Raw genomic sequence first — 13,064 nt, 5'->3', positions numbered from 1 at the left:
AGATGAGTGCGGGTGTTCAGCGTGTTGAGCACGGAATTAGGCGTTTCAGCGGTGTTCAGTGCGTTGCCGGCTAGGCTGGTGGGCCGTCCTGGTCGTCGGTGGGGGCGGTAACTGTGGGGCGTACTCATCGGCGTCGGATGTGATCATTTCCAGTGCGTCGCGGAGGGCGGCGCGTGAGGTGATGCCGAGCTTGGGGAAGATCCGGTGCAGGTGGGCACCCACCGTGCGGTGGGACAGGAACAGCTTCTGGCCGATCTGTTTGTTGGTCAGGCCGGTGGCGGCCAGCGTGGCGATCTGTCGTTCCTGCGCGGTCAGTGTGGCCGAGCGGGTGTCGGGTCGTGCGGTGGTGGCGATCCCGGTGGCGCGTAGTTCGTTCTGGGCCCGTACGGCCCATGGCCGGGCACCGAGCCGGTTGAGGGTGTCCAGGGCGGCGCGTAGGTGCAGGCGGGCGCGGGTGGTGTCGCGGGTGCGACGTAGCCATTCGCCGTAGGCGAGCTGGATGCGCGCGTGGTCGAACGGCCACCGGTCGACCTCGGGCAGTGAGAGTGCGGTCTCGAACAGCAGGCCGGCTTGGTCGTCGTCGGCGGCCAGGGCCGCGGCCCCGGCGATGAGGAGGGCGGCGCGCGGGGAGATCCGGGCGATGCCGGCCTGCTGGGCGGCGGCGACGTAGGCGCGGGCCTGGTCGGTGCGTCCGGTGCGGACCGCCGCCTCGACCAGGTCCAGGACCAACCACCGGCCCGGGATGCCAAGGCTGAGCGTGCCGAGCGGGTTGACCCGGGACGCCTGGACGTAGGAGTCTTCGTAGTCGCCCTGGCCCAGGGCCGCGATGGCGCGCGCGTGCCAGGCCAGTGCTTGCGTCAGCTCGACGCCGCGCGGCGCGGCCCAGGTGGCGATCTCGTCGGCCAGGGCCCGGGTGAGGTCCACGTTCCCGCGGGCGGCGGCGAAGAGTGCCAACCTGCACCGAAGCTGACCCTGCAGAAGGTGGTAGCCGTGGGCGACTGCCAGGTCCAGCCCCTCCCTCGCCAGGTTCTCGGCCTCGTCCCACTGCCCGTGGACATAGGAATCGACGCTGAGCATCAGCAACCCGACAACGGCCATGTAGATCGCACCGCCGTCGCGTTCTCGTTCGATCATGCGCCGGCACAGGTACCGATAGTCCGACAGTGTGTCCACCTGGAGGGCCGCGTAGGCCAGGGGTATGAGCTGCCAGGGTGCCGCGTCGGTGGGAAGGGCGTCGAATGCGGGGGCGAGGTCCTCCCGCACGGGGTGGGACGTTCGGGCGGGGTCGGCGTACGCGTCGTAGCACAGCCGCAGGGGGGATACCGCCTCTGGTTCGAGCCGGGCCAGCGCGGTCTTGAGGAGTTCCCACGGCTCTTGTCGGTTGCTGTAGACGCACACGAACAGCAGCGCGAGGATCCCGTAGCCGTCCCAGTCGTTGTTGGTCTTGGCGGTGTCGGCGACGTCGTTAAGCGCCCGAGCGTCGAGCGCCCGGGCCAGCACGTGGTGGGCGGCGTCGATATCGCCCTCACCATACGCGAGGAGTTGGGCCGTGGCGGCGAAGATCAGTCCGGTCGGTGTGTCCTGTGCCTGTCCGGCGTCGGCCAACAGCCGGGTCACCTGGTCGAGTTGACCGGATGTGTTGGCGAGGTAGGCGGCCTCGGCCAGCCGGCGGGACCGGTCGGCCGGGTGCGGGCTGAGTTCGCCGGCCCGCACGAGCGCGGCTACCGCGGCAGACGCGCGGCCGCGCCGCCAGGCGGCAAGGGCCGCCTCCTCCAGCACCCGGGCCACCGTCTCGTCGGGTCCGGTCGCGGCTTCGGCCAGATGCCACGCCCGGCGACCCGGGTCGCCGGCCAGGGTGGCAGCCAGGGCCTGGTGCGCCGCTCGGCGTTCACTCGGCAACGATGTCTGCACGATCGCCGAGCGGATCAGCGGGTGGCGAAACACCATGGGGCCGGTGACCGCATCGATGCGGACGAGGTTCGCCTGCTGCGCGGGGGCAAGGTCGTCGACGTCCGCACGGCCCCGCGCCGCCGGCCGGATCGTGGCCAGGCTCGCATCAGGCTCCAGCGCGGCCAGCAGCAGCGTCTGATGGGTCGGTGCGGGTAGGGCCCGCACCCCGGCGGCGAAGATCGCCTCCAGCCGCCCATTGAGGGATAGGAATGCGGGCAGCGGGTCCTGGCCGCAGCGCTGCCGCTCGGTCAACAAGCCAGGTAGTTCCCGTAGCGCGAGCGGGTTGCCCGCGGCCTCGTCGAGCAGGCGCCGCCGTACGGGTGGTGCCAGGTTCGGATGCAGGATGTCCAGCAGGGTGGCCGCGGGTTGCTCGCCGAGCGGGCTGATCTCCCGTTCGGGCAGGCGGACCTGGTCGAAGAAGCTGTCCACCCCGGTACGGGCGGCGGTCAGGAAGGCGATGGGGTCGTTGCCGATGCGGCGGGTGACGAACCCCAGCACGGTGGCGCTGGCGTGGTCGATCCATGGCACGTCGTCGATGGTCAGCAGTAACGGGCGTTCGGCGGCGACCTGGCCCAGCAGGGCCAGCGCCGCCGTCGAGACGACCAGCCGGTCCGGCGCCGGTCCCGGCGTGAGGTCGAAGACCTGGTGGAGGACGTCGCGATGGCAGGAGGCGAGCCGGTCGGCGCGTTCGCGCAGCGGGTCGAGCAGGTGGTGCAGCGCCGAGAAGCGGATGGCGGCCTCGAACTCCGCGCCGGGGGCGCGTAGCACCCGCATACCGGCCGCCTCGGCTCGGACCGCTGCCGCGTCCAGCAGCGCGGTCTTTCCCACCCCCGGGTCGCCGCGTAGCAGCAGACCGGGCCCGATCGGGCGGTGGCCGGCGAGCAGCGAGTCGATCTGTTCCAGTTCGGCCGTGCGCCCCACGAGGATTGGTCTCGTGTTCACGACAAGAATCGTGCGACGGCGAGCAGCCTCCGGGCATGGGTCATATGACTGCATTGGGAGGACTGACCGGGTCCTCTTCCCGGTCGCCTACTACACGGGGACACCTTCAAGGAAACGCTCCGTCCGGAGCCGGAGGAGGTCATCCACTGGGATCGGTGGTAGAACCCGTGCCGGGTGCGCTACCTCCCGGCTCCATGAACGGCCGCGGACAGGATCGCGCGTACGTCGTCGGCGGTGGGGAAGCGGGGCGTGTTGGCCATGACCTCGTCGGCGAGCGCGTCGGCCGCCAGCAGGTCGAAGTCGTCAGCGCCGACCCCGTGGTCGCCGAGCCCGCCCGTCAACCCCACCTCACCGGCAAGTGCGGCCACGGCGTCAATCGCCGCCTCCGCATTGCGTTCGACACTCCTGTCGGTCTCCCCGACGCCGAGCGCGAATGCGATGTCGGCGGTGCGCTCCAGCCGTACCGGCAGGTTGAAGCGGAGCACGTGCGGCAGCAGCATGGTCAGCGCGACCCCGTGCGCGAGGTCGAACCGGCCGCCGAGCGGGTGGCCGATGCCGTGGCAGATCCCGAGGCCGGTCGCGGCCATCCCGACGCCGGCCATGTGGGCCGCGAGCAGCATCTGCGCCCGGGCCTCCAGATCGCTGCCGTCCCGGTACGCGCGCGGCAGGTGCCGCGACACGATCCGGATCACCTGGAGTGCGATCCCGTCCGACCACGGGTTGGCGCGTACGGAGGAGTAGGACTCCAGCGCGTGGGTGAGCGCGTCCATCCCGGTCGCCGCGGTCTGTCCGGGCGGCAGCCCGACCGTCAACTCCGGGTCGAGCACCGCGGCCCGGGGCAGCGCGCTGGCGTGCCCGACGTAGAACTTGCGGTGCGACGCCACATCGGTCACGACGCCGAACGCGTTGGTCTCGGCGCCGGTGCCGGCGGTGGTGGGTACCGCGAGGAGCGGCAGCGCCGGGTTGGCGAAGCCGCTGCGGTAGTCGAGGTCGCGGCCGCGCTGCGGGTTGACCGCGGCGACGGCGATGCCCTTGGCGGCGTCGATGGCCGACCCGCCGCCGACGGCTACGACCACCTGCGCCCCGTGGTCGATGGCGACCTCGGCACCCAAAGCGATGTCGTCCGTGGTCGGGTTGGCGTGCACGCCGCTGAAAACAGCGGCAGGCAGATCTCCCAGGGCGTCGAGGACCGCGGAGAGGATCGGGGTCGCGGCGATGCCGGGGTCGGTGACGATCACCGCGCGGCGGGCGCCGGTGGACCGGGTCAGGTCGCCCAGGCCGGTGATCGCGCCGGCGGCGAGGTGCGCGGCGGGCATCGGGCTCAGCGTGAGGCCGTTGGTGGACAGCATGGTCACTCCTGGAGAACGGGTACGGGCAGGCGCAGGGGAGTGCCGGTGAGGTCCTCCCACAGACGTACCGGGCTCATCTCGCCGGCGAGGTCGCCGTACGCGGCGCGGGCCCGCCGGTACACCTGCTCGACGAGGGCGGACAGTTCGGCCGGCACCCCGACGGCGCCGGCGAGGTCGACCGCGAGCCCGAGATCCTTGCAGGCCAGCGCCATGGCGAACGAGTCGTCATAGTCGCCGTGGGCCAGCACCGACAGGACGTCGCGGTCGAGGAAGTTGCTGGCGGCGGGGCTGGCCAGCAGCGCGGCGCGCAGCACCGCGAGGTCGACGCCGGCCCGGGTGCCGATGGTGAGGACCTCGGTCGTGGCGACCAGGTGCGAAAACCACAGCAGGTTGATCATCAGCTTCACGGTGTACCCGGCACCGTGCCCGCCGACCCGCATGATGCGCTCGGGGTCGCCCAGGACCTCGAACACCGGCCGCACCCGCCGGTACGTCGCCTCGTCGCCGCCCACGAAGATCTGCAGGCTGCCGGTACGGGCGCCGTGTGCCATGCCGGAGACGGGAGCGTCGAGCACCTCCACGCCTCGATCCGCAGCCCGTGCCCGGACCCGGTCGGCCACCTCCGGTACCGACGTGGACATGTCCACCCACACCGACCCGGGGGCCAGTGCGTCGAGCAGCCCAGCGGGGCCGAGGAGCACCGTCTCGACGTGGCGCGGCGTGGGCAGCATCGTGATGACCGCGTCCCGGCCGTGCCCGGCGCCGGCCGGGGTCGCCGCCCAGACCGCGCCCCGCCGCTCGTGCTCGGCGGCCGCCTCCCGCCGTACGTCGTGCACGGCGACGTCGTATCCGGCGGCGAGCAGGTTGAGGCTCATGGGGCCGCCCATGTTGCCCAGGCCGATGAAACCGATCTTCACGACTGCTCCAGGTTGATCCACGTGGTCTTCAGCGCCGAGTAGGCGTCCAGCGCGTGCAGCGACTTGTCCCGGCCGGAGCCGGAGTCCTTGAACCCGCCGAACGGCGTGATCACGTCGCTGGCGTCGAAGGTGTTGACCCAGACCGTGCCCGCGCGCAGTGCCCGGGAGACCCGGTGCGCGGTGCCGAGGTCACGGGTCCAGACGCTGGCGGCCAGCCCATACCGGGTCTGGTTGGCCAGCCGCACCGCTTCCTGCTCGCCGGACACGGTGACGGAGGTCAGGACCGGACCGAAGATCTCCTCCTGGGCCACCCTCGCCTTGTTGTCTACTTCAGACAGTACGGTCGGCGCCACGAACGTGCCGCCGGAGTCCTCGCGGATCCGGCCGCCGCCGGTGAGCACCTCGGCACCCTCGTCGCGGCCGAGCTGGATGTAGCCGAGCACCCGGTCGAGCTGGCCCGAGTCGACCACCGGGCCCATCTGCGTGTCGGGGTCGAGCGGGTCGCCGACCTGGATCGACGTGGCCACCTTCACCACCTCGGTGAGCAGGTCGTCGGCGACGCGCCGGTCGACCAGCAACCGCGAACCGGCGTTGCAGGTCTGCCCGGCGTTGTAGAAGATGCCCCAGGCGACGGCGGAGGCGGCCGCGGTGAGGTCGGGGGCGTCGGCGAGCACCACCTGCGGCGACTTGCCGCCGAGTTCCAGCGCGATCTGCTTGCCGTTGGACCGGGCGGCGTAGTCCAGGAACGCCCGGCCGACCTCGACCGAGCCGGTGAAGGCGATCTTGTCGACGTCCGGGTGCAGGCCCAGCGCCGCGCCGGCGACGGGACCCAGCCCGGGCACCACGTTGAGCACCCCGTCGGGCAGCCCGGCCTCGCTTGCCAGTTCGGCCAGCAGTAGCGCGGACAGCGACGACTGCTCGGCGGGCTTGAGGACCACGGAATTGCCCATCGCCAGGGCCGGGCCGAGCTTCCACGACGTAATGATCAGCGGGTAGTTCCACGGTACGACCGCGCCGACCACGCCCAGCGGCTCGCAGGTGACCAGGGCGAGCGCGTCCGGACCGGTCGGAGCGATCTCGTCGTACCGCTTGTCGACGGCCTCGGCGTACCACTGGATGCAGTTCGCGGCGCCGGGCACGTCCACCCGCAGGGACTCGCCGATCGGGTGCCCGGCGTCGAGGGTCTCCAGCAGCGCCAGTTCCTCGTGGTGCTCGCGCATCAGGTCGGCCAGCCGCAGCAGGACCTTCTTGCGGTGGCGTGGGCTGGCACCGGCCCAGCGCCCGTCGTCGAACGCCGTCCGCGCGGCCCGTACCGCGCGGTCCACGTCAGCTTCGCCGGCGGCCGCGACCCACGCCAGGTCGGTGCCGTCGCGCGGGCTGGTCGTCACGAACGTCGCGCCGTCCGCCGCGTCGACGAACGACCCGTCGATGTAGAGGCCGGTACTGGGCGCGACCGTGGCCGCGCGCTGCAGCCACTGCTCGTAGCTGGACACAGTGGACGAACCTTTCAGGTCAGAGCGAATGTGCGAACGGAGTCGAGGTCGATGTCGGCGCCCAGGCCCGGAGTCCGGGGAACGTCGAGGTAGCCGTCGGCGTCCACCTGGACCGGTTCGGCCAGGAAGAAGTCGCGCCGCTGGGCGGTCCAGCCGGGCGGGTCGTACGGGTACTCGACGTAGGGACCACCGCCTACGCCGGCGACGACATGCAGGTTGGCCAGGATGCCGAGGCCGTTGCTCCAGGTGTGCGGCGTGAACCAGCGGTGCTTGGCCAGGGCCAGTTCGGCGATGGTGCGGGCGCGCAGCATCCCCACCGAGAGCACCACGTCCGGCTGGTACACGTCGAGCGCGTCGCCCTCGAGGAGGTGCAGCAGTTCCGGCATCGTGCGTACCATCTCGCCGCCGGCCACCCGGATGCCGGTGTGCGCCCGGATCATCCGCATGCCCGGGACGTCGTGCTGCGGCAGCGGCTCCTCCAGCCACAGCACGCCGAGCTCGGCGAGACTGTCGGCCAGTTTCCGTACCGACACGAGGTCGAGCGCCGCGTCGATGTCGCCGGCCATCCGCCACAGCTGGTTGAGGTCGACCATGATGTCGACGTCGTCGCCGACGGCCTCGCGGGTCGCCCGCACAGCCGCCAGCCCCTCGTCGAGCCGTTCCCGGGCGATGCGGATCTTCATCGCCCGGAACCCGGCCTCCCGGGCGGCCACCGCCGCCTCCGCCCGGGCCCGCGGTGGTTTCAGCTCGCCGAAGGACGCGTACGCGGGCAGCCGGGTGGTGGCGCCGCCGAACAGGGTCGCGACCGGCTGGCCGCAGACCTTGCCGATGATGTCCCACAGGGCCGCTTCGAGGGGCCAGTACCGGCCGGCGTGGAAGTTGACCGTCTCCAGGGTCTTGACGTGGTTGACGATCGCGAGCGGATCGCGGCCGAGGAACAGGTGCTCGTACGCCTCGAATCCGTCCATCGTGTCGCCCGACCCGTAACCGACCACACCCTCGTCGGTCCGCACGGTGACCAGCGTCGCGTCGAAGGAGGTGCGTGGCACCGGGTCCCAGGCGGCGTTGAACGCCGGGTCCAGCGGAAGGCGCATCCGGTCCAGGCCGATCCCGGTGATTTTCATGATCCCCCTGGCGCGGTGTAGAACGGGTTGGCGGGCTCCTCGGCGGCGGCCAGCGCCTCGTCCACCGTGGGCCTACCGTGGGCGCCGGCCTGCAACGCGCGGGCGGTGGCGAGGCGGTTGTTGCGGTAGACGGCGTCGGCGTCGTCCGGGCCGGCCTGCGGATCGACCCACACCGCGGCGATCACGACGAGGTCGTCGACCCGCTCGCGGTCGATCACGCCGGCGGTGACCGCGTCCATGACACCGGCGGCGATGCCGGCCTGCGCCGGACCCCAGGTCAGGTTGGCGTGTGCGGCTCCGGCGACGGTGGCCTTGTTGACGAACAGGGTCGGCGGCCGGGTCGGTACGCCGGGCTGGAGGACCGCGACGAACGGCGCGTGTCCGGCGGTGGGGGTGGCGAGGGCGGTTGCCCACGCCGCCCCCGCCGGGCCGGAGCGGTCGCCGAGCACGGTGTTGACGTGCGCCGCCGACGGCCCCGTACCGATGAAGCTCTCGCCGATCTGCATGGTCACTTGAGGAACCCCTGGGAGGTCAGCCAATCCTTGGCGACCTTGGACGGCTCCTGCCCGTCGGCGTCCACCTTCGCGTTGAGCTGCTGCATGACCTCGTTGGTCAGCTTCGCCGCGACCGGGTCGATGATTTTGCGGATGTCCTGGTACTTCTGGTCGGTGTCCTGGCGCAGGGTCAGTGCCGCGTTGTAGACCGGGAAGAACTTCTTGTCATCGTCGAGGACGGTCAGGCCGAGCGAGGCGATCCGCCCGTCGGTCGCGAAGACCTCCCCGAAGTTGCACGTCTGGCCCTTCTTGGTCTCGGTGTAGATGACGCCGGTGTCGAGCAGCTTGACGTTGTTCTTCGGTACGTCGATGCCGTAGGCCTTCTGCAGTCCGGGCCAGCCGTCGTCGCGGGTGGAGAACTCGCTCTCGATGCAGAACGTCGCCTGGTCAGGCTTGCTGCTCACCAACTGCTTCAGGTCGGAGAGGGTCTTGACCCCCAGTTCGGAGGCCTTCTCCTTGCGGATGGCGAAGGCGTACGTGTTGTTGAGCGGCGCCGGGGCGCCCCAGACCACCTTGTTGGCAGACAGGTCCTCCTTGGCCACCGCGTCGTACTGCTGCTTCGGGTCCGGGATCGGGGTGGTCTTCTTGAGATAGGTGATCCATCCGGTGCCGGTGTACTCCCAGTACATGTCGATGTCGCCGGACATCAGGGCGGTACGCGTGTTCGTGGAGCCCTTGATGTTGGTCTTGTCGATGACCGTCGCTCCGTGCCCGGACAGAAGCTGCATGGTGATCTGGCCGAGGATGATCGACTCGGAGAAGTCCTTGGAGCCGACGGTGAACTTGGCGCCCTTGAGCTCCTGCCCGAGGCTGCCCTGGTTGGCCTGCGTGCTGTCGTTGCCGCACGCGGCGAGGGCGGCGACGGCCGCGATGGTCGCGGCGCCGGACACCGCGGCTCGGGTGGCGCGTGACGCGGCTGATAAGCGCATCCGTATGTCCTTTCTGGATAGTGCGGTGAGGGTCAGACGCCGCGTGGCCGCAGGACGTCCTCGGCGAGGCTGCCGATCCAGTCGACGATGAAGGCGATGCAGGCGGTGAGCACGCTTCCCGTCACGAGGACGGGCGTGCGCTGGAGCTTGATTCCGTTGACGATGATGTCGCCGAGGCCGCCGGCGTTGACGAACGTCGCGAGCGTCGCGACCCCGACCGACAGCACCAGCGCGGTGCGCAGGCCGGCCAGGATGACCGGCACGGCGAGCTTGAGTTCGATCCGGCGCAGCACCTGCCAGCGGGTCATCCCCATACCGCGCGCGGCCTCGATCAGCGCCGGATCGACCTGCTGGATGCCGACGAGGGTGTTGCGCAGCACCGGCAGGACGGCGTACGCGACCAGGCCGATCATCGCGACCCGGAATCCGACGCCGAGCTTGATGGTCAGCAGCACCAGCAGCCCGATCGCGGGCGTGGCCTGCCCGAGGTTCGCCAGGCCCAGCACGGCCGGGCTGACCCACCGGGCCCGCGGCCGGGACAGCAGGATCCCGAGCGGGATGGCGATCACGACGACGAGCAGCGTCGCGAACCCGGTCAGCGTGAGGTGTTCGAGGGTACGGGAGCGCAGGTACTCCGCGTTGAGGGTGCGGCGTTCGATGCTGTCCAGCGTGCGGCTGGACACCCACAGGTACAGCAGGAGCAGCGTCACCGCCACGCCGAGTGGCAGCCCGACGTGGCGGAAGATCCGGGGCGCGCCGGCGCGCCGCCGGGCGACGGTGGGAAAGGCGCTGGTGAAGGTGTCGGTGGCCATCAGTGCCCCGCAGTGGTCTGCTGCCGGTCGACCGCGTCGGCGGCGCGCACGGCGGCCGACAACTGGGCGAACGTGACGACGGTGCCGTCGACCGAGATCCGGTCGCTGCCGCGGGCGACCATGACGTCGAGTGCTTCGCGTAGCGTCGCCGTCGGTGCCACGCCCGGGAGGTCCGCCGGTGCGCCGGGTTCGCCGTCGATTTCGCCGACGGTGTGCAGCGCGAGCCGCTTGAGCGTCGCGTCGCCGCCCACGAAGCTCGCCACGTACTCGTCCGCAGGCCGGGCGAGGATGTTGGCGGGGGTGTCGTACTGGGCGATGTGCGAGCGTTCCCGCAGCACCGCGATCCGGTCGCCGAGTTTGATCGCTTCCTCGAAGTCGTGCGTGACGAAGATGATCGTCTTGCGTAGCTCCCGCTGCAGGCGCAGGAACTCGTCCTGCAGGCGGAGCCGGGTGATCGGGTCGGTGGCGCCGAACGGCTCGTCCATCAGCATCACCGGCGGGTCGGCTGCGAGGGCCCGGGCGACGCCGATGCGCTGCTGCTGTCCACCGGACAGTTGGCGCGGGTACCGGCGGGCGTGCACGGTCGGGTCCAGCCCGACGAGGTGAAGCAGGTGGTCGACCCGCTCGGCGACCTTCTTCTTCGGCCACTTGAGCAGGTTCGGCACAATGCCGATGTTCTGGGCGATCGTCATGTGCGGAAACAGGCCGATCTGCTGGATGACGTACCCGATGTGCCGGCGTAGCTGGTCGGGCTGCATGGCCAGGACGTCGCGGCCGTCGATGCGGATGGAGCCGGAAGTGGGCTCGATCAACCGGTTGATCATCTTCATGGTGGTGGTCTTGCCGCAGCCGGACGGTCCGACGAAGACGACAAGCTCACCGGCTGCCACGTCCAGGTCCACGTTCTCCACGGCCGGCTCGGCCTGGCCCGGGTACCGCTTGGTGAGGCCGACGAGTTCGATGCGCTCGCCGGTGGTGCCGCTGCTGTCGGCGTGGTCGTCAGCGTTGTCGTCAGACACGGAGCCCCCTCGACGTGGTGAGGTGACGGATCACGAGATAGAAGAGGTCGAAGAGCAGCGCGAGGACGACCACGCCGAGGGTGCCGGCGAGAGCGGCGTTCAACGCGTTGACCGAACCGAGTCGCGCCAGCCCGTCGAAGATCTGGTTGCCCAGCCCGGGCCCGGCGACGTATGCGGCGATGGCCGCGATACCGATGATCATCTGGGTGGAGACCCGGATGCCGGTGAGGATCACCGGCCAGGCCAGCGGAAGCTGGATGCGCAGCATCACGCCGGCAGCGCTCATCCCGATGCCGCGCCCGGCCTCGACCATCGCGGCGTCCACGCCGCGCAGGCCCACCACGGTGTTCCGGACGATGGGCAACATCGAGTACCCGACCAGCGCGACCACCGTGGACGTCCACCCGAGACCCAGAATCGGGATGAACAGGCCCAGCAAAGCGAACGACGGGATCGTCAGGAACCCGCTGGACGCGCCGATGGCGATACCGGACAGGCGCGGCCGGTTGTACGTGAGCACCCCGACGCCGACGCCGATCACCGTGGCGATGCCGACCGACAGGGCGACGACCAGTACGTGGTTCATGGCCGCCTGTGACAGAAGGTCCCAGCGCGTCTGGATGTACTCGGTGAGCGACATCGTTGACCTCGCCTGTTGAAGGAATGACGGAACCGTAGGACGATGATCTGCATGGATGCAACACCTGTTGCGGCAGCTGCAACGACATCGCGATCTTCGGCCCCGTCGGCCGGCCTGCGCCGAGACATGGAGATCCTCGAATTGCTGGCGACCGCACAGGGCGCGCCGGGTCTCGGGGTCAGCCGGATCGCGGAGTCACTCGGCCGGGAGAAGAGCCAGATGTCGCGGGCACTGCGCGCGCTGGAGGCCGAAGGCATGGTCGAGCGGGATCCGGACACGCTCGAGTACCGGCTGGGCTGGCGCGTCTACGCCCTGGCCGCCCGTACGGTCGAGGCGCACCTGGTCCGGGCGGCTGTGCCCTACCTGCGCCGGCTGGTCGCCGTGCTCAACGAGACCACACACCTGTGCGTGCTGCGCGGCTCGGCCGTCCTGACCCTGCTGTCGGTGTCACCGTCGCACGCGTTCCGCGCCCTGGGCTGGGAAGGCGTCAGCGTCCCGGCGCCCCTGACCTCGGCCGGCCGGGTCCTCGTCTCGGACTGGCCGCCCGAGGCGCTCCGCAGCCTGCTCGCCGAACCGGCCGACCTGCACCCCGGCCCGCGTCCGCGGGTGCACACGGCCGACGACCTGCTCCGCGAGGTCGCCGGGATCCGCAAGCGCGGTTACGCGGCCGTCGACGAGGAGTTCGAGGACGGCGTCGTCGGGGTCTCCGCGCCGGTACGCGACTTCCGTGGTCAGATCGTCGCGGCGATCAACGTGTCCGCGCCGAAGGGCCGGCTCGGCAAGCGGCTGGACGAGGCGGGCCGGCTCACGTTGAGCGTCGCCCGGGAGTTGGCCGCCGAGTTCGGTCACGTCCGCCTGATGGCCTGACGATCCGCACCTCTCTCGCGTCAAGATCCGCCTCTCCCGCCTCACGATCCGGTTCGTCCGCAGCGTCCGCACCGAGTGCACCGAGTGCACCGAGTGCACCGAGTGCACCGACCGGATTCTGGTCTACAACGAGCGGCACGCCCAAGCGGTCCTTGACGAATACGCGGCCCACTTCAATGGACACCGTCCGCACCAGAGTCTCGCCCAACGCCCACCGAACGGTGAACCGGTCATCGTCGTCCCGACCGATGCCCCGGTACGGTGACGGCGGGTCCTCGGCGCGTGATCAACGAGTACCGCAGGGCGGCCTGACCTGATCCACGAGACTCGAGGTCAGGGCACAGCATCGATATTTGGTGCGGTACAGGCAGGGCGTTGGCCGGGTTCGACGGCACGCAACAGGCCGGCGCTGCACAATCAGGCAAGAAGCGGAGTCGGTCGCGCTGACGGCGACACCACATTATTGCC

General features: G+C 70.6%; 11 protein-coding genes and 1 pseudogene. 2 read left to right on the top strand and 10 right to left on the bottom strand.

What is annotated here, in order from left to right; translation table 11 throughout:
* Nucleotides 1-45: 45 nt before the first annotated feature.
* The 10 genes and pseudogenes from HC031_RS28675 to HC031_RS28630 all read right to left on the bottom strand — a co-directional run bounded on the left by HC031_RS28675 (nucleotide 46) and on the right by HC031_RS28630 (nucleotide 11,729).
* A complete protein-coding gene (locus HC031_RS28675) occupies nucleotides 46-2,892 on the bottom strand; it encodes an AAA family ATPase (protein ID WP_167928573.1) in 2,847 nt (948 codons plus the stop codon).
* A gap of 179 nt (nucleotides 2,893-3,071) precedes the next feature.
* Nucleotides 3,072-4,241: an iron-containing alcohol dehydrogenase gene (locus HC031_RS28670; RefSeq protein WP_167928572.1), complete on the bottom strand. Its 1,170-nt coding sequence runs from the start codon at nucleotides 4,239-4,241 to the stop codon at nucleotides 3,072-3,074.
* Nucleotides 4,242-4,243: 2 nt separating this feature from the next.
* A complete protein-coding gene (locus HC031_RS28665) occupies nucleotides 4,244-5,158 on the bottom strand; it encodes an NAD(P)-binding domain-containing protein (protein ID WP_167928571.1) in 915 nt (304 codons plus the stop codon).
* Nucleotides 5,155-6,651, bottom strand: a complete 1,497-nt coding sequence (locus tag HC031_RS28660; RefSeq protein WP_167928570.1) for an aldehyde dehydrogenase family protein — start codon at nucleotides 6,649-6,651, stop codon at nucleotides 5,155-5,157. Before HC031_RS28660 ends, HC031_RS28665 begins: the two co-directional genes overlap by 4 nt.
* Nucleotides 6,652-6,665: 14 nt before the next feature.
* Complete coding sequence (locus HC031_RS28655; protein ID WP_167928569.1) at nucleotides 6,666-7,775, bottom strand: mandelate racemase/muconate lactonizing enzyme family protein; 1,110 nt, start codon at nucleotides 7,773-7,775, stop codon at nucleotides 6,666-6,668.
* Nucleotides 7,772-8,281, bottom strand: coding sequence for a formaldehyde-activating enzyme (fae, locus tag HC031_RS28650; protein ID WP_167928595.1), 510 nt, complete (start codon nucleotides 8,279-8,281; stop codon nucleotides 7,772-7,774). The genes HC031_RS28655 and fae overlap by 4 nt, the downstream gene beginning before the upstream one ends.
* 2 nt (nucleotides 8,282-8,283) lie before the next feature.
* Nucleotides 8,284-9,258, bottom strand: coding sequence for a glycine betaine ABC transporter substrate-binding protein (locus HC031_RS28645; protein ID WP_167928568.1), 975 nt, complete (start codon nucleotides 9,256-9,258; stop codon nucleotides 8,284-8,286).
* Between the two features lie 32 nt (nucleotides 9,259-9,290).
* Nucleotides 9,291-10,070, bottom strand: coding sequence for an ABC transporter permease (locus HC031_RS28640; protein WP_167928567.1), 780 nt, complete (start codon nucleotides 10,068-10,070; stop codon nucleotides 9,291-9,293).
* A gap of 86 nt (nucleotides 10,071-10,156) precedes the next feature.
* Nucleotides 10,157-11,032: pseudogene (locus HC031_RS28635) on the bottom strand (ABC transporter ATP-binding protein); the annotation flags it as partial.
* 49 nt (nucleotides 11,033-11,081) lie between these two features.
* Nucleotides 11,082-11,729, bottom strand: a complete 648-nt coding sequence (locus HC031_RS28630; RefSeq protein ID WP_167928565.1) for an ABC transporter permease — start codon at nucleotides 11,727-11,729, stop codon at nucleotides 11,082-11,084.
* Between the two features lie 126 nt (nucleotides 11,730-11,855).
* Here HC031_RS28630 and HC031_RS28625 point away from each other — a divergent pair, with 126 nt between their 5' ends.
* Together HC031_RS28625 and HC031_RS34125 are read left to right on the top strand one after the other, a co-directional pair.
* Nucleotides 11,856-12,596: an IclR family transcriptional regulator gene (locus HC031_RS28625; RefSeq protein WP_240943152.1), complete on the top strand. Its 741-nt coding sequence runs from the start codon at nucleotides 11,856-11,858 to the stop codon at nucleotides 12,594-12,596.
* Nucleotides 12,597-12,621: 25 nt separating this feature from the next.
* Entirely contained in the window at nucleotides 12,622-12,861 is a 240-nt protein-coding gene (locus tag HC031_RS34125) for an integrase core domain-containing protein (protein ID WP_338090880.1), read from the top strand.
* Nucleotides 12,862-13,064 lie beyond the last annotated feature (203 nt).

Source organism: Planosporangium thailandense (assembly GCF_011947195.1).
Taxonomy (GTDB): Bacteria; Actinomycetota; Actinomycetes; order Mycobacteriales; family Micromonosporaceae; genus Planosporangium; species Planosporangium thailandense.
This window is presented reverse-complemented; position numbering and strand designations above follow the sequence as displayed.